21 protein-coding genes and 1 pseudogene are annotated in these 16,073 nt (G+C 50.4%); 16 read left to right on the plus strand and 6 right to left on the minus strand.

What is annotated here, in order from left to right; all coding sequences use genetic code 11:
- The first annotated feature begins 111 nt into the window (after positions 1-111).
- Positions 112-936: a sugar phosphate isomerase/epimerase family protein gene (locus tag L1N85_RS06845; RefSeq protein ID WP_235236416.1), complete on the plus strand. Its 825-nt coding sequence runs from the start codon at positions 112-114 to the stop codon at positions 934-936.
- 276 nt (positions 937-1,212) lie between these two features.
- Here L1N85_RS06845 and L1N85_RS27840 read toward each other — a convergent pair.
- Positions 1,213-1,539 (minus strand): annotated as a pseudogene (locus L1N85_RS27840) (response regulator); the annotation flags it as partial.
- 261 nt (positions 1,540-1,800) lie between these two features.
- Between L1N85_RS27840 and L1N85_RS06850 the strand changes: the two are divergent.
- The 7 genes from L1N85_RS06850 (at position 1,801) to L1N85_RS06880 (ending at position 7,197) form a co-directional block, all read left to right on the plus strand.
- Positions 1,801-2,511 carry an HlyD family secretion protein gene (locus L1N85_RS06850; RefSeq protein WP_235236418.1) on the plus strand — a complete coding sequence of 237 codons (711 nt, stop codon included), beginning with the start codon at positions 1,801-1,803 and terminating at the stop codon, positions 2,509-2,511.
- 8 nt (positions 2,512-2,519) lie between these two features.
- Positions 2,520-3,215 (plus strand): HlyD family efflux transporter periplasmic adaptor subunit, encoded by a 696-nt coding sequence (locus tag L1N85_RS06855; protein ID WP_235236419.1) that lies wholly within the window; start codon positions 2,520-2,522, stop codon positions 3,213-3,215.
- A 14-nt stretch (positions 3,216-3,229) separates the two neighbouring features.
- Entirely contained in the window at positions 3,230-3,442 is a 213-nt protein-coding gene (locus L1N85_RS06860) for a hypothetical protein (protein WP_235236422.1), read from the plus strand.
- On the plus strand, positions 3,439-4,362 hold the full coding sequence (locus L1N85_RS06865) for a TolC family protein (RefSeq protein ID WP_235236424.1): 924 nt from the start codon (positions 3,439-3,441) through the stop codon (positions 4,360-4,362). Before L1N85_RS06860 ends, L1N85_RS06865 begins: the two co-directional genes overlap by 4 nt.
- Before the next feature lie 172 nt (positions 4,363-4,534).
- Positions 4,535-5,062, plus strand: a complete 528-nt coding sequence (locus tag L1N85_RS06870) for a hypothetical protein (protein WP_235236426.1) — start codon at positions 4,535-4,537, stop codon at positions 5,060-5,062.
- A gap of 118 nt (positions 5,063-5,180) precedes the next feature.
- Entirely contained in the window at positions 5,181-5,855 is a 675-nt protein-coding gene (locus L1N85_RS06875; RefSeq protein ID WP_235236428.1) for a response regulator transcription factor, read from the plus strand.
- Complete coding sequence (locus L1N85_RS06880) at positions 5,845-7,197, plus strand: sensor histidine kinase (RefSeq protein ID WP_235236430.1); 1,353 nt, start codon at positions 5,845-5,847, stop codon at positions 7,195-7,197. The genes L1N85_RS06875 and L1N85_RS06880 overlap by 11 nt, the downstream gene beginning before the upstream one ends.
- 106 nt (positions 7,198-7,303) lie before the next feature.
- Here the strand turns inward: L1N85_RS06880 and bluB are convergent, their stop codons facing one another.
- Genes bluB through L1N85_RS06900 form a run of 4 tightly spaced genes read right to left on the minus strand, consistent with a single transcriptional unit; the run spans position 7,304 to position 9,627 of the window.
- A complete protein-coding gene (gene bluB, locus L1N85_RS06885; protein WP_235236432.1) occupies positions 7,304-7,945 on the minus strand; it encodes a 5,6-dimethylbenzimidazole synthase in 642 nt (213 codons plus the stop codon).
- A 52-nt stretch (positions 7,946-7,997) separates the two neighbouring features.
- A complete protein-coding gene (locus L1N85_RS06890) occupies positions 7,998-8,543 on the minus strand; it encodes a chromate transporter (protein ID WP_235236434.1) in 546 nt (181 codons plus the stop codon).
- Positions 8,530-9,126 carry a chromate transporter gene (locus L1N85_RS06895; RefSeq protein ID WP_235236435.1) on the minus strand — a complete coding sequence of 199 codons (597 nt, stop codon included), beginning with the start codon at positions 9,124-9,126 and terminating at the stop codon, positions 8,530-8,532. The genes L1N85_RS06890 and L1N85_RS06895 overlap by 14 nt, the downstream gene beginning before the upstream one ends.
- Before the next feature lie 18 nt (positions 9,127-9,144).
- Entirely contained in the window at positions 9,145-9,627 is a 483-nt protein-coding gene (locus tag L1N85_RS06900) for an Lrp/AsnC family transcriptional regulator (protein ID WP_235236443.1), read from the minus strand.
- 177 nt (positions 9,628-9,804) lie between these two features.
- Between L1N85_RS06900 and ggt the strand changes: the two genes are divergently transcribed.
- The 5 genes from ggt to L1N85_RS06925 all read left to right on the plus strand — a co-directional run bounded on the left by ggt (position 9,805) and on the right by L1N85_RS06925 (position 14,230).
- On the plus strand, positions 9,805-11,430 hold the full coding sequence (gene ggt / locus L1N85_RS06905; protein WP_235236445.1) for a gamma-glutamyltransferase: 1,626 nt from the start codon (positions 9,805-9,807) through the stop codon (positions 11,428-11,430).
- Positions 11,431-11,460: 30 nt separating this feature from the next.
- Complete coding sequence (locus L1N85_RS06910; RefSeq protein ID WP_235236447.1) at positions 11,461-12,669, plus strand: amidase; 1,209 nt, start codon at positions 11,461-11,463, stop codon at positions 12,667-12,669.
- A gap of 2 nt (positions 12,670-12,671) precedes the next feature.
- Positions 12,672-12,953, plus strand: coding sequence for a fumarylacetoacetate hydrolase family protein (locus L1N85_RS06915; RefSeq protein WP_235236455.1), 282 nt, complete (start codon positions 12,672-12,674; stop codon positions 12,951-12,953).
- Between the two features lie 149 nt (positions 12,954-13,102).
- On the plus strand, positions 13,103-13,801 hold the full coding sequence (locus tag L1N85_RS06920) for a pirin family protein (protein ID WP_235236531.1): 699 nt from the start codon (positions 13,103-13,105) through the stop codon (positions 13,799-13,801).
- 102 nt (positions 13,802-13,903) lie between these two features.
- The gene (locus L1N85_RS06925) at positions 13,904-14,230 is read left to right on the plus strand and encodes a hypothetical protein (RefSeq protein ID WP_235236457.1); all 327 of its coding nucleotides are present in this window, start codon (positions 13,904-13,906) and stop codon (positions 14,228-14,230) included.
- 82 nt (positions 14,231-14,312) lie between these two features.
- On the opposite strand, the gene L1N85_RS06930 is transcribed toward L1N85_RS06925, so the two are convergent.
- Complete coding sequence (locus L1N85_RS06930; RefSeq protein WP_235236459.1) at positions 14,313-14,444, minus strand: DUF4023 family protein; 132 nt, start codon at positions 14,442-14,444, stop codon at positions 14,313-14,315.
- A gap of 233 nt (positions 14,445-14,677) precedes the next feature.
- On the opposite strand from L1N85_RS06930, the gene L1N85_RS06935 reads away from it, so the two are divergent.
- The 3 genes from L1N85_RS06935 to L1N85_RS06945 all read left to right on the plus strand — a co-directional run bounded on the left by L1N85_RS06935 (position 14,678) and on the right by L1N85_RS06945 (position 15,947).
- The gene (locus L1N85_RS06935) at positions 14,678-14,869 is read left to right on the plus strand and encodes a histidine kinase (RefSeq protein WP_235236462.1); all 192 of its coding nucleotides are present in this window, start codon (positions 14,678-14,680) and stop codon (positions 14,867-14,869) included.
- A gap of 23 nt (positions 14,870-14,892) precedes the next feature.
- Entirely contained in the window at positions 14,893-15,540 is a 648-nt protein-coding gene (locus tag L1N85_RS06940; RefSeq protein ID WP_235236464.1) for a hypothetical protein, read from the plus strand.
- Between the two features lie 176 nt (positions 15,541-15,716).
- Positions 15,717-15,947, plus strand: coding sequence for a cold-shock protein (locus L1N85_RS06945; RefSeq protein ID WP_235236466.1), 231 nt, complete (start codon positions 15,717-15,719; stop codon positions 15,945-15,947).
- Positions 15,948-16,073 lie beyond the last annotated feature (126 nt).

Below are 16,073 nucleotides of genomic sequence, written 5' to 3' on the forward strand. Positions count from 1 at the left end.
ATTTTGCCCAGGCACCATGAAGGAAAAGAACAAATTGCGCAATCGTAATTAGCCAAAAAGGTATACGCGCCGAAGGCGGAGGGCGGCGTATAAAACGAAGGAGACGATCAAATGTCAGTTGGTGTATTAGCCCACTTATTCGGCAGCCTGCCTTACAAGGAGCTTGCCCCGAAAGTAGCCGAAAGCGGCTTCAAGCATGTGCAGCTAGCTTTATGGAAAGCGATTAGCGATATCAATTTCAGTAAGCCGGGCAACTTGAGCCCGGGCCTTGCGAATGCGGTCGGCGAGCAGTTCGATAAGCATGGCGTTTCGATTTCCGTGCTGGGCTGTTACGTGCATTTGTTCGATCGGAATGAAGAGCAGCGGCGGGCTAACGTGAACCGCTTCAAGGAGCTGCTGCGGTACGCGAAGTTTTTCGGAGCGCCAATGGTAGCGGCGGAGACCGGACGCAATGAGGGCAACGATTACACCGACCGTGATTGGTCGATTATGAGGGTGACACTGGAGGAGCTTGTCGAGGAAGCCGAGAAGTGGGGCGTATTCGTCGGGCTGGAGGCGGCGAACGATCATCTGATCGGCACCGCTCCCGAGCTGGCGCGGATACTGAAGGAGGTTCCTTCTTCGAATGTCGGCGTTGTCATCGATCCCGGCAACCTGCTGACGGCGGACAATTTTGCCCGGCAGAATGAAGTGATCGGGGAAGCGTTCGAGCTTCTCGGCAGCCGCATCATTGCGGCCCATGCGAAGGACCGGATGCTGCTGGACGACGGCTCGCTCGGCGTAGTCCCAGCCGGCTTCGGCACGATGAATTATGAGTTGTATATGAAGCTGCTCAATCAATACAAGCCGCATGTGCACATCATCATGGAGGAAGCGAAGGAGTACCAGATGGCGCAGGCGAAGGGGTTTATTGAGGAGATTCGCGGGCGGGTGTAGGACGGTAGAGGTTGGAAACAGCAGTTCTGAAGGGAAAGCCTTCTGGGCTGCTTTTTTTTGTGTGCTTTCCGCCTTATATAAGGTTTGAGCAATATTAATTTGGCTATAACCTTGCACTAGCATCTCGAGTATTTCCCTCTCAGTGGGCGTTAGCTTCTGCAAAATAACCTCTCTTTTCAGTCTCACATATTCGTCCATTAAAATTTCAAGAGACACTCCGTCTTGCATCACGGATCGAATCACAAGAGACAAGTTAAGAATATTGGATTTAGGAATACAGTTCACCACGCCTGCGTTGAATGCCTCCAGTATGGTTTCTCTACATGTAAGCTCATCCAATAAAATGATTTTAGCAGGTTTAATATGATTCATATCGGCAGCTATCTCGATTCCATGTCGTTTAATTCTACATATATCATTACTCATGACAACGAGATCAGCACTCTGGAATTGATCTAATGCTTCTTCTTTATTTTTTGCATAACCAATAATGTGAATATCATCTTCAATTGACAAGTAATCAAAAATATAATTTTGCCATGCCGGGTCGTCTTCAACAATTAGCACACGAATCAACGCCATGAAATCTCTCCTCGAAGGCATCTTTTATTAATACTTTGGATACGGGGACGTATTTCCTGCTTCCTTCCAAAAGTATACTTATCAAGAAAAGCTTATGCAACGCAATTATGATTGGTATTTTCCGCAATGGGTTTTGCGGTCCGCCAAATCACGGGACGCATCCCGAACTGCTCGCAGCAAAGGGCAAGTACTACGAATTATGGAAGGATCAACTGCCGGGGATCGAGAACACACATTCCGAGCAGCCTCAATATGCAGTTGCAATAGGCGGGGGTTAGCAGCATGAGAGCGATTATTCGAAACATGGCGGATATGTCGGACAGCAGGGAAATGATGGAGGCTCGCACGAGCCCGGCTATAACGGCTTTTATTGCTATATTGCTAATCCTTATCGTTGCCGCGTTGTCATGGTCCTTTATTGGGGAAATTGATGAAGTGGCGAAGGCTCCGGGTGTCGTTAGACCCAACGAAAAAGTAAGCACCATACAGACCTCCTCCCTAGGTCAAATCGACAAAGTATTCGTTCAAGAAGGCATGCAGGTTGAAAGCGGTATGAAGCTGATTAGCTTAGAGCAGCAAGAACTTCAGATAGAACTAGACAATCGTATAGCAGAATTGGATAAACTGGAGCTTGAATTTGACATGCTGCAGCGTTATAAGCAGAGCATTGAAACCAGTGAAAACTTATTTACAGCGGAAAACACAGATGAAGCTTATTATTATGATTTAGTGGAGCATTTTCAATTGGAATACCGTCAGAAAGAGCTGGAATATCGATCCGCCAGCCAGCAAATGAGCACGGCTAAGTCTGAAGTTATACAGTCTCAAGATTCGATAGAGCTAAGCATACGCTCCAGTCAGCAAAAAGTAGAGCAGGAGAAAAAAACGCTAAACCGAAATATGAAGCTCCTTACTGCGGATTTTGAGCAAGAGAAGAAGCTTAAGCTGTCGATGCAATCCTATACAGCTACGAGCAGCAGCTTGAGGAGCTAAGTAACAGCTTGTCGTTACTAAACGAAAAGCAGAGCTCGGCTGCATTAGAACTGGAAGCCTTAATTTTGCAGCAGCATCAGTTGACTGATAAGCAGCAGGACTTGCTAAATCAGGAAGGACTGACAAGCCAATCCGAATTGACGGCTTTGGAGAAATATAAGCTGGATCGAGTGGTCCAGATTCAAATGACTGTTAAAGAGAAAGAAAAGAGGCTGGACGCTCTAAAAGAAAATGTAGACCAGCTAAAAATGGCAATCGATAAGCGAACACTAACTTCTCCTGTCTCTGGAACAGTGAATGTACTCAAAGAGATGAGTGCGGGCGGGATCGTTCAGGCCGGAGAATCATTGTTAACCATTATTCCATCCAATGAAACGAAGTATAAGCTGAGCATAGCGGTACCCAACCATGAAATTGGCAAGATTGCGATAGGCAATAAGGTTGAACTGAATTTTCAAGCTTTTCCTAAACAAAGCTTTGGTTCTTTATCGGGGGTCATTACTTCCATTGCTACAGACGCGAGCGTGCAGCAGGATGGGTTGAGTTATTATGTGGTTGAGGCATCCATTCCGAATGAGCCGCTTACAAACCGGAAAGGCGAGCGTGGGGAAATTCGCGTCGGCATGACCGCAGAGGCTTATGTCATTACAGATTCCAAAAAAATCATTCATTATTTGCTTGAGAAAATTAATTTGAGGGAATAGCGAGGGGTATTGGAATGTGGAAGCGTGGGGCGGTTATCTTTTTATTAGGCGTTCTTGTTTTCGTTATGATAAGGCCTTCAAGCGCGACCGGCAGTGCGGGGCAAGGAAATGCTGTTCAGATTCTTAATAAAGAGATCATTAGTGAATTGGCTTTAAAAAATTACTTGGATATTAAAATAGCGCAATTAGGAGTAGATTCCTCACAGGCTGAATTGTTCAAAGCATGATTAATCATTCTTTCAATCAGTTTTTGAATGCTCAAAGCGCCGAACAATATCATGCTATGCTGAAGGAGAAGGAGATTAATCTGACTTCCTTAAGCAACAATATTCGGTCGTTAACGTCGAAGAACAATTTAGCTTATCTGGAGCTGGAGAAAACAAAGCAGCTTGTCCGCTATTATTCCGTTCAACAATATTATCGTGTTGTAAGTATGAAGAATAGCCTGGAAGCGGTGGAGCTTGAAGCTGCTTATTTAGAACAGGGCATCGAGGATGCCGTCCTTTTAAACAAGCATGGTCTTGTCTCTGAGATTGAGCTGGACAAGGTGAGAAATGAGTGGGGGGAACAAAATAACGAATTCGAACGATTGCTTCATCAGTATGAAGCGCAAGTAGAACGGTTGAAAAGCGAGCTTGGAATAGCCGCTGAGCAGAAGGTTCAAATCGATTCTATTGAGGTTGGCTTTCCGGAGAATACCAGCTTGGCGCTATTGTTGAAGTTGGATGAGAATTACGAGCTTCGCAGAGCTGATGAAGAGATACGCAGCGCAAAAGAGATATATGACGAGTTATTGAATAAAGATCTATTCTTGGCGGGCTACTATTTAAATGCCTGGAACAGGAAAAAAGAAGAGAAGGAGATTGTAAAAAAACAGTTGGAACAGTTGCTCAAGCAGATGGAGTATGAAGGTCAGGCTCTTTATAAGGAGCTGGAGCAGCTTTCGCAAAAACAATCGGAGATCGTGCAAACGGAAAAAGACCATGCGAAGCTGTTGGCTGCCGGACGAATAACGACCAGAGATGTAGAGGACTTGAAGTTGAAGATGGATCTATTGAGGCTGAATGTCGAGAATGCAAAGCTTAACTACGTCATGTTTCAAGTAAAACAGCAGTTGGCAGTAAAAGGTGTATTGATAAAAGGGTAACCATAGGTAAATTAAAATTGCAAAATAACAATTTCAAGCTGGAAAGTATGTCTGCGAAAGGAGTAACAACACATTCACACACTTTTTCTACAATTGTATCCGATTTGTTCCATACTCTCCGATTACACTGAACACGTAAACCAAATTCGAGTGAATGAAGGAGAGAGTTAAAATGAAGAAGAAATTTGCGGCGTTGATGGTTTGTTTGATGATGTTTGCAGGAGTAGGAAGCGCTTATGCCAATGGGGCGGCGCCTGCTCAGCCGGTGAATGAAAGCATGATGGAAAGCGGCGAAACAGCGTTTCATGTCAACAAGTTCGAGGTGCTGAAAGAGTTCCGGGATGAACTGCACCAAATCAACGCTTTGCGGGCAGAACGGCTCGGACTGAAAAAGCAAATCGTGCAAAAGCAGGACCAAATCCTTGATTTGACCCTAACGGCCAGAGAAAACGGCGACAAGGAAGCGTTGAAACAAGCTGCCGGGGTTAAGAAACAAATCCATACGGTCAATGCGGAGCTGGATGCTTTGTGGAAAAAGGTGGGCAACGAAAAGAAAGCATTCAAGCTAGCCATTAAAGACGGCAGCAAGGAGCAAGCTCAGAAGCATATCGACAGCGCGATCGCCATCTTTGGCGAAATCAACGGAAAGCTAGGACAAAAAGTCGGATTGTTCGATCAAATCATAGCCATTCTGAGCTGATTCCATCCATAAGCTCGGATCTGCGTATCTGCGGAAAAGGACAGGGAAACCTGTCCTTTTTCTCACGTTAAGGAAAGATAGGATGCTATAATAGACATGAAAGAAGGAGGGTGCCCGGATGAAACACATATTTGTCGTGGATGACGAGAAGAGCATCAGAGACATTCTGAAAAAGTATATCGAAAATGAAGGCTATAAAGTGACCCTGTTCGACAACGGCAATACCGTGCTGCCGGAAATCGGACGAATGAAACCTGATTTGCTGGTCATCGACATTATGATGCCCGGGATCAATGGTATGGATTTATGCAAACAAATACGCAAAACGAGCGAAGTTCCGATCATTTTCGTCACCGCCAAAGGCGAGGAGCTTGATCGGGTGCTTGGTCTGGAGCTGGGGGCCGATGATTACCTGACCAAACCGTTCAGCCCGCGGGAGCTGATGGCGCGTATCAAAAACATTTTCAAACGGCTGGAAAAAACATATCCGAATTCCTCGGGAGTCGGACTTAAAGATATAGAGCTGCAGAAGGACCGCAGAATGGTGCAGAAAGACGGGAAGGAAATCAGACTGACGACGAAAGAGTATGAGCTCTTCGAATTTTTGGCCGAGCATCGGAGCTTGCCTTTTACGAGAGAGCAGCTGGTGCAAAAAATATGGGGATACGACTATTTGGGCGATGACCGGCTGATCGACGATCTGGTCAAACGAATCCGGAAAAAGCTCGCCGAGCACGGATCGGCCGTTCAAATCACGACAGTTTGGGGGTACGGCTACCGCCTTGACGGATAACTTGAAAATCGGTACGAAGCTGCAGCTGAGCAATTTTGCTTTGATTATAACAGTGCTGGTCGTTACTGCGCTGTCGTTTCAGTTTTTATCCTCGCGTTATTTGGTAAACGAAGCCAGGCGGCAGATGAAAGACGATGCGGAGTCGATCATCCAGACGTTGAATAAGGTGCAGCGTCTTTCAGATCAGAGCGTCGCCGAGCGGATGGCCGGCCGCAAGGAGCTGCGGTTGACAGGACAGGTGCTGTATTCGAAGATCGTCGTGTTCGACAGTGCCAACCGGATCGTATACACCAATGTCAGCACGGACGACATCAAGATGTTGAAGCAGCTGGACCAGCAGGACAATTCGGACTATCTTGCAGTCAGGCGGCCGATTGTTGCGGTGGACGGGGTGAAGAAAGGCCGTATTCTGCTTGCGGCAAAAATCAAGGATGTCAGCAGTTTGAACCGCCTGCTGCAGGGGGCGCAGTTTGTCAGCATCGTCATCGGAGGGGCATTCGCGCTCGGGATGGGATTTTTGCTTGGCCGGAGCATCTCGAAGCCGATCCGCTCATTGGCGGCCGGCATGCGAAGATTTTCTCCGAAGAAGGAGCTGCCCGAAATTGCCGTTCATTCACGGGACGAGATTGGAGAGTTGGCGGATTCCTTTATCGACATGGCGAATAAACTGTGTGCGAACGATCGGATGCAAACCGACTTTTTGCAGAACGCTTCCCATGAACTGAAAACGCCGCTTATGGCCATTCAGGGCAACGCAGAAGCCATCAAGGACGGAATTGTACAAGGGCGCGAGGCGGAGGAAAGCTTGGACGTCATCATTGATGAATGCCAGCGGTTGAAGGCGGTTGTGGACGAACTGATTTATTTGACCAAGCTCGATCATGTGACGGAGACGTTTCGTTTCGACGAGATACCGATCGGACAAGTGATTGCAGAAGCGGTAACTGCCGTACAGGGATTGGCTGAACAAAAAAGAATCCGCGTGGCCGTCACGGGGGATGTCGATGCGGCAGGCATGTTTGACCGGGAAAAGCTGAAGAGGGCATTCATCAACATTGTCGGCAACGGAATCCGGTATGCCGAGTCGAATATCGTTCTGAATGCGGTTCGTTCCGGAAATCATATGGAAATATCATGTACGGATGACGGGAAAGGGTTTTTGCCCGGCGAAGAAGCGCGTATCTTCGACCGTTTCTATAAAGGAGCGAATGGCGGAACGGGTATCGGTCTGGCGATCACCAAAGCGATCGTCGAAGCGCATGGCGGTTCTATCGAAGCGTTTCATGGGAAGAAGGCGGGAGCCGTTATCCGCATGACATTGCCGCTGAGGAGAAGCGTGTAAAGAAATAGAAAGAGGTGAGCGGGAAATCACTCACCTCTTGATGATTAACGGTTTACCTCTACTTGAAGATGGTATTTGTTGAAAACCTCGATTCAGAATAATCATTCTATTGGTTTCCCCAAGTCTCATGAAAGATAAGAGCGTTGAGCTCCCTTCTTTTTTCCCAATTAGCTGATTCTAATATCGGATTTGAGGGGTAATGATCCGTATACCCGACGGATAACAAAGCTACCGGCTCAATGTGCGGAGGAATATCTAAAATTTCACGTACGTCATTTTTTTTGTAAAAGCTGACCCAGCCCATTGCTAAACCTTCGGCACAAGCTGCAAGCCACATATTTTGTATGGCACAAGCTGTAGATAAAATATCGGTTTCCGGTATAGAATTTCGTCCTAAAACATGAGCGCCTCCTCGAGTGGGGTCACACGTAACGCATATCGTCACTGGTGCTTGTTTTAAACCTTCCACTTTTAAACTCAAAAACTGGTCCTGCCGATTCCTTTCGTAATGAATGGCAAGTGCTCTTCTTTCTTTGTCTGCCGCCCAAGCCAGTTGTGCTTTTTTTTCTTCTTGCGTAACCATAATAAAATTCCATGGCTGCATAAAACCCACTGAAGGACCATGGTGTGCTGCATTTAACAAATTCATTATGGATTCATGGGGAATGGGGTCAGGTAAAAACGTTCTGATATCTCTTCTTTTATATATGATCTTGTACAATGCTTCTTTTTCTTGTTCGCTGAACATTTATATCCCCCAATTATGAAATGAATTTCATTTCGGCCTTAAGCCTTTAAAATTACAGCACGTTCAAGTGTGGAATCACAAGTCCGCCGTACGCGAATGCGATAACGATTACGATTGCAGGGTGGATCCTGCGGAACTGCATCGCCCAGAAGGCGGCGGCCGCAATGATGAGCGATTGAAGAATGCCGATCGATTCTACGGAGCTCTCAGCCATTTGCCACGTTAGAAGCAGCATCATGATCGCGATGACAGGCTGTACGAGCAAGGTCATCCCTTTGACGACCGGCGATTGACGATGCTTCTGCAGCACTTTAAGCAGCAGGATAAGCGCTGCTGCGGAAGGCACGATCGTTGCCGCCAAAGTGACAATCGAACCGACCCAGCCGCCGACGTCGTAGCCGACGAACGCAGCGATCTTCGTTGCGATTGGACCCGGGAGCGCATTGCCTAAAGCTAGTATGTTTGAAAATTCTACAGGTGTCGCCCACTCGTGGTTGGTCACGATTTCCCGGTACATAAGCGGGATCGAAGCGGGGCCGCCGCCGTATCCGAGCACGTTAGCGATGAAGAATCCGATAATTAAATTAATCCAATCCACGCGTTGCGCCCTCCTTTTGCTGCTTTCTCTGCTGAAGGGCGGCAACTGTCCGCAGGTGTAAAGCGCCGTAACCCAGGAATAAAATAATGACGATGGCAGGATGGAGATGAATGCCCTGCAGCAGTCCAAATGCTAAAGCGAAGCAACCGAAGCCGATGTATTTGCCGAGTCCTTTGACGGCCCGTTCGCCGAATTCATAAGCCATCATGCCCAGCATAACGGCAATGACGGGTGTTACCGCGCCGATCATCCCTTGTATGAAGGCGGCGCTGCTTAGAAACTGTACAAATGTCAGCAGCAAAATCATCGCTAGACCGGAAGGGACGATATGTGCGAGCACCGATACGATTGCTCCAAGCGTTCCCTTCTCCCGATAACCGAGGTAAGCGGCTATTTTTGTCGCGATCGGTCCCGGCAATGCGTTTGCCAGCGCAAGTATTTCCCCGAATTCCTCGTCTTCCAGCCATTTATAATTCATAACTGCCTCATAACGAATAAGCGGAATAACCGAGGGTCCTCCTCCATAGCCGATAATTCCTGTCTTCATCATCGCCCAGGCGAGCTGCATGTAAGAGTTGCTCATCCGTTTGCTCCCTATCATCTACAGCCTCATCCCCATTCGGCTCTTATAACGGTTTATAAGCACCTGACAGTCGACGCTCATAATGCCGGGTAACGGATACAGCTTCTCTCTAAGAAAGAGCTCCATCTCCTGATTGTTGCGGAACAGCCCGTGCATATGCAATTTGCTTGGCCCCGTCATATGGTAAAGACTTGTAACAAAAGGTTCCGTGGATAGCTGGTCGGCAACGGCATGCAGGTGCTTCGGCTCGACCTCTACGTTAAAAAAAGCGGACACGCGAATGCCGATTTTTTCCGGATTAATGACGGCCGCAAACCGTTCGATCACGCCTGCATCCATCAAAGCGTTAATACGGGACTGGACGGCAACGCGGGATAAGCCGATTTCCTTGGCGAGGTCCGTATAAGAGATTCTGCCATTCAAATTAAGCTCCGCTATGATTTTGCGGTCGATATCGTCAATCTCTATCGTGACGAGTTCTTCACCAGCTTTCGCTTGCATTAGAAATCAACTCCATTCCATGTGGGAGAAAGTTCAAGTTGTATTGTAATATCTATTTTTAATTACCATATGTATAAATATAAACACTAATTCATTTGTTTTCAATATAATTCAGCAAAAATGATTGCATTTTAGTTGCCTATCAATCTAATGGATGGTATTTTTAAGACATGCCATATGTTAGTTCATCTATCATTTTATATTCATATAGGGGTGATCGCGGTGAATCAGTCCGTTATCGGAACAAAAGCAATGGTCGTAAGCCCGCATTATTTAGCGACGGCGGCAGGCGCGCGCATTTTGGAGCAGGGCGGCAATGCGTTTGACGCGGCGGTCGCCGTCAGCGCCTGTCTGGCTGTCGTTTATCCTCATATGACGAGTCTCGGGGGAGACTCCTTCTGGCTTGGCTATCATCATTCGGAGGGCAAGGTGCGCGGCTATAACGCCAGCGGGCGCTCCGGCTGCAAGGCGAATATCGGCGCTTATGCAGGCCTCGCTGCCATTCCGCATCGAGGCGTCGGCAGCATTGTGACCGTACCGGGCATGGTCGACGGCTGGGATGCGGTTCACCGCGAGTATGGGCGTCTAACCTGGGCGCAGGTGCTGGCGCCTGCCATCGATTATGCCGGGAATGGTTTTCCGATGTCGGAGGATCAGTACGCGAATACGGTGCATAATGAAGCGGTGCTGGCCCGCGCGCTCGAGACGGCGGACATTTATCTGCCTGGCGGCCAAGCGGTCAAGCCCGGCATCCGCTTCAAGCAGCCGGCGCTTGCGGGGACGCTGCGGCGGCTGGCCGAGCACGGGCGGGACGAATTTTACAAGGGAGAGACGGCGAAGGAAATCGTGAGCTTTCTGGGCCGCCATGACGGCTTGCTGACGGCTGACGATTTCGCGGATCATCGCGGCGATTGGGTAACGCCCGTCGAAGGCTCTTACAGGGGTTATTCGCTGTATCAAATGCCTCCGAATTCGCAGGGCTTCTCCGGCATTATGGCGCTGCATATTTTGGAGCAGTTCAATCTGCGCGATATCGAGCACGGCTCACATGATTATTACCAGCTTTGCGTGGAGGCGCTGAAGCTGAGCTTCCGTGACCGCAACAACTATTTATCCGATCCGGCGTTTACGAACGTGCCGCTCGAGCAGCTGCTGGATAAGGGCTATGCCGCCAAGCTGGCGGCTTCCATTGAGCTGAACCGCGCTTCGTCCGTGCAATCGGAGGCGCTCGGCAGCGATACGGCTTATGCGGCCGTCGTGGACGAGGAAGGGAATTCCGTCTCCTTCATTCAAAGCCTGTATTTTGAGTTCGGCTCGGGCGTAGTTGCCGGGAATACGGGCATCCTGCTTCAAAACCGGGGCTCCTTCTTCTCGCTTGACCCGAATCATGTCAACAGCTTGAAGCCGGCGAAGCGTACATTCCATACGTTGATGCCGGCGATGGCCTGCAGGGAAGGCAAGCCTGCCGTGCTCTACGGCACGCAGGGCGGCGAAGGGCAGCCGCAGACGCAAACGGCTATTTTCACACGGATGATCGATTACGGCATGAATCCGCAGCAGGCGATTAACGAGCCGCGATGGGTATGGGGCCGCACATGGGGCGAGCCGACGCAGGAGTTGAAAATCGAGGGCAGAGTTTCCGATGAGGTACTGGCTTCGCTTGCTGCGGCGGGGCATCTCGTGCGGAAGGTGAAGGATTTTGACGGCATTATGGGGCATGCCCATGCAATACTGCGCGACGAACAGGGCTTTCTGCAGGGCGGCTCGGATCCGCGCTGCGACGGCGCGGCAGTCGGCTGGTAGCCCGAAATGTGCAGGAGGGGAACGGGGAAAATGGAGCAGCGAGGGAAAGCTTACATGAATGAACATATCGTCCTTGAGCCGACGGGGAAAGGCCGCTTAAGCGGCAAAACGTTTGCGGTCAAGGATGTGTTTGATATAGCCGGGCATACCTCATCGGCGGGCAACCCGGATTGGCTGCGGACGCATCGGCCTGCGAACGGCCATGCGGCCGTTATTGGCCGGCTGTTGGGCAGCGGAGCAAGGCTGGAGGGGACGACGATTACCGATGAGATGATGTACAGCGTTAACGGGGAAAATGCGCATTACGGAACGCCGGTAAATCCGAAGGCGCCGGGGCGCATTCCCGGCGGGTCCTCTAGCGGCTCGGCGTCCGTCGTAGCCGCCGGGCTGGCCGATTTCGCGATCGGCACCGATACGGGCGGCTCGGTTCGCGTGCCGGCTGCTTATTGCGGCATATACGGCATTCGTCCGACGCACGGGGCGGTGGATTCGGATGGATTGATCCCGCTTGCGCCCAGCTTCGATACCGTGGGCTGGATGGCGCGCGACGCGCAGACGATGCTGGAGGTAGGGCGCGTTCTGCTTGAGTCCCCTGCGGCGTGTTCAGGAGGAGCGTTCCAGCGGGTTTTATTCGCCGAAGACTTGTGGGCATTGCCGGACGAGCACTCGATGCAGGCGCTGCAAGGCTATGTTCCTATGCTGCGCTCCTTAGCAGAGAGCCATGAGCAAACGGTGCTTGCGCCCGAAGGGCTCCAGGCTTGGATGAACGCCTTCCGCCGCATGCAAGCCATCGAAATTTGGCGCGGGCATGGCGGGTGGGTGACACGCGAGCAGCCTTCCTTCGGTCCGGGCATCGCGGAGCGTTTTGCCTGGGCGGCTACGCTTAAACCGGAGGAGCATGGCGATGCTTTCGCCAAGCGTGAAGAGGTGCGGACGCTGCTTGAGCAGCTGCTTGGCAAGAATACCGTGCTTGTCGCTCCGACGGTTCCGGCGATTGCTCCCCTGCTTGGCTTATCGGGAGAGGAAGCCGAGCGGCGCCGGGCTCATACACTGCAGATGAGCTGCGCGGCCGGACTGGCCGGATTTCCGCAAATGACGGTTCCGGTTCCAGGGGAGCTGGGCTGTCCGATCGGATTATCCTTTATTGCAGGACCCCACCAGGACCTCCGGCTGCTGGAGTGGGTAGCAGACCTTGCGGATGAACGAATACGGCGAATAAGCCTGGGAGGGAGCGTATAACGATGAAACTAGGCCCGCAGTTTGTGACGAAGGATGAATTTCCCGATCCGTTGGCCATTCAAGTAGAAACCGCGATAAACGGCGAGGCTGCCCATCGGAACACCGTGTTCAATATGAGATTCCGTCCTTATTTTGCGGTTGCCTTTCATTCGCAGGTGATGACGCTGCTGCCAGGCGATATTATACTGACAGGCACCCCGGGGGCAGTCGTCATTCGAGACGGCGACATCGTGGAGTGCCGGATCGACGGCTTCGAGCCGCTCCTTAATCCGGTTCGGGATTAAGTGCGGAGGGCTCTCATGCTTAACATGCTTTAGCTTGTTAGTTCCGCCATTACTCCGCCGATAACTGTTCTGTAACATCAGCTTGCTGGTGGAAGCAAAACATGCTATAAATAAGTAAGTTAATATACAGATTTATTGGAGGCGAGATGATGATCAACGTTTTTCCAGCTGCAGAGCGGCATTCGGCGGATCTGGGCTGGCTGCGCAGCCAGCCCAGCTTCTCATTTGGCGAATATTATGACCCGAATCGAACAGGCTTCGGCGTGATGCGCGTCTGCAATGACGATTATTTGGCACCGGGACGCGGCTTCGGCGCTCATCCGCACAGCGATATGGAAATTGTATCAATCGTATTGAACGGAAAAATCCGGCATGAGGATAATTTAGGCAACTCCGTCGTTTCCTCGTTTGGCGAGGTGCAGCGCATGTCGGCTGGAAGCGGCGTGATTCATACCGAATTTAATGCGTCCGAGGACGAGGAGCTTCGCCTGCTGCAGCTTTGGTTCATGCCGGAGGAGCGCGGCGTGACCCCTTCCTACGAAGCAACCAAATACGATATCGAAAAGCTGCATAACGCGCTTCTGCCGGTCGTCTCGGATCAAGCGTCCGACCAGGTGGCATGGATCGGCCAAAACATGACGGTCTACTTGAGCAAGCTTGAGCAGGGGAAGCAGCTGTCGTATGTAGCGGCAGCGGATCGCAGGCTGTTTTTATATATCATTGAAGGCCGGCTGAAGGCGCACGGAGAGACGCTGTCGGCAGGAGATACGGCGCAAATGGTGCAGGTAAGCGGATTGGAGCTGACGGCGGAGGAGCCGGCGTTTTTCATGCTGATTGATCTGCCGTAGGAGCGTCCTATGATGGATAAATCCAGTAACTTCGAGCTGGAAGCGCTGTATGAGCGCCCTATGATGGACAAATCCATCTTTTGAAGCAGGAGGGAGACCCTAATGAAGCAAACATTTCTGGTGAAACACGCGGTAGGCGGACGGATGTTTATTGACTCGAACAAGCAGGAGTTAAAGTATACGTTTGCTCCGCAAGGAGAGGGCTGGCTTTTTATGGTCGATGTGCCGTGGAGCGAGGCGATTGAGGAGCTGCTGGCGCGCAAGAATGAGCTCAACGTGTTTGTTTTCCAAGAGTTCGACGACCGGCCTACGCTCAAAACCTGGTATTACGTGAAGGACGGTCCCGTTGAATACAGCGCCGATCAGAGCCGGTTGACGATTGTCGCCGATTCCCGCATCGAATATTACCCGCATCTATACTCCACCTAGCTTGAATAAAGCACGCACCAAGCAGCGCCCGGAAGTTCTATCTTCCGGACGCTGCTTTTTTTTGTCACTGCCGGCTACCCGGCTACTTATTGGTGCTGTGCTGCTTATTGGACATCCGCTCGGCCGGATTGCCGTTGCCGCTGCGTCTTTTGTTCAGCTCGGCATTATGCTGGATGTTCTTGATCTTTTGAACAAACTGGCTTGTGCTTTCCAAGTTGACCCTCCTCCTTCCGATTGGCTTGCTGCATCCCCTGCTTATTTAGAATATCCAACTATTCAAAAATCAGGCGTTCCAGTGACAAATTTGTGAAAAATGGGCATTGTCTAAAGAGCTTGTTAACCCTTAAGATAAATTATGCGCCATAGGTATTACATATTGATCGAGCAGCAGACTCAATTACCTATTTTCGAAAGGGTAATCTTGAATTGGCGGGCATAGAATGATCTTTGGCATTGACCGTCCGCAAAATCGTCAAAACGATCATCGAGCAAAGCTTTTTGAAGTTGCAGCTTTCCGAAATAAAGTACAAGCTTCAGGCTGCGCAAATGACGGACCTCCAGTCACTAATAAATCCTCATTTTTTGTTTAATGCGATTGAAACGCTTAGCCTATGGGGATCACTTTGGTATTCGGATTAGAAGCAAGAGGGGAGCGGAAGAACATGATCAGATTAATCGCGCGGGCACAGTTTAAAGAGGGCTGCGAGGGGCAGGGTGCTGAAGCGGCGAAGCTGGAGGAGGCCGTCCGGCGGCTTATCGGTCAAGGCGAACTGATGACGGTCGGCTGCTTCAAATGGGAGCGGAATGTGTTTCTGTACGTTGAATGCGTGCACCGGCTGCTGGAGCCGGAGGAGCTGCTGCCGGGCATGGCGCTTTATCTGGAGGATTGGCCGGGACATGCGGATAAGCGGAAGTGGATTCCGATGATTGACGTGTTTCATTTTAACGAACCGGCTGGCTTCGGGCATTGGCTGCGGAAGGATCCGGTCGAGCGCCGTGTGGGCAGGGTCGCGCATTTGAAGCCGGAGATGGCGGCCAGCTATATTTATTATCACTATCAGCTGCAGGAGGAGCAGGCGTTTCACGGCCCCAAATACGAAATCATCGCCATGCACGAAAATTTGCTGTTCGGCTATCAGGAGTTTCCTGCCGTCGTCGAGCAGCCGGTAATTGCCGGAAAGCTGCGCACGAAGGGCACGCCGGAGAACTGGAGCGATTCCCGGATGGATTTGCATTTCCAGCCTTGGCCGGACGGGCATCTCTATTTTAAACCGGTGGAGCAGCTGTTCGCTTACTATTGCGGCGAGTAAAAAAGGGCGCTCATTGCATAGGCTGAAATTTGCCTTTACTAGGTGAAACATGGTACAATAAAGTCAATTGCAAGTTTGAAACTCATCGTCACATTTCACAGCTGTTCATAAATGATAACTGCCCCTAACTCATAAGTTCGAGGCAGTTTTTCCTTTTTAAGCGAAGGAGGCTGACCATGTACAATCGTAAAAAACCGCTAGAAGAAATTCCGGAAGAGAACACGAAAGTTTGGACATGTGAGACGGAGGGCTGCAACAGCTGGATGCGGGATAACTTTGCGTTTGACCACGTTCCAACCTGTTTGATGTGCAATTCCCCTATGGTCAGCGGCGAGAAGATGCTGCCTATGCTGTCCAACTCCAATGGCGACATGAAAGCTCTGAAGAAGGGCACGCCGATCCTGTAGGCGTTCCTTTACGCAAGGAAAAGCCGAGATTCGTACGAATGGCCATGCCGTTCGCACAGATCTCGGCTTTTTTATGCGCCGCTCGGTCAGCGCCATCTTCGCAGCAAGGAGTGGATGGCATAAATC

This window comes from Paenibacillus alkaliterrae (assembly GCF_021532375.1).
Taxonomy (GTDB): domain Bacteria; phylum Bacillota; class Bacilli; order Paenibacillales; family Paenibacillaceae; genus Pristimantibacillus; species Pristimantibacillus alkaliterrae.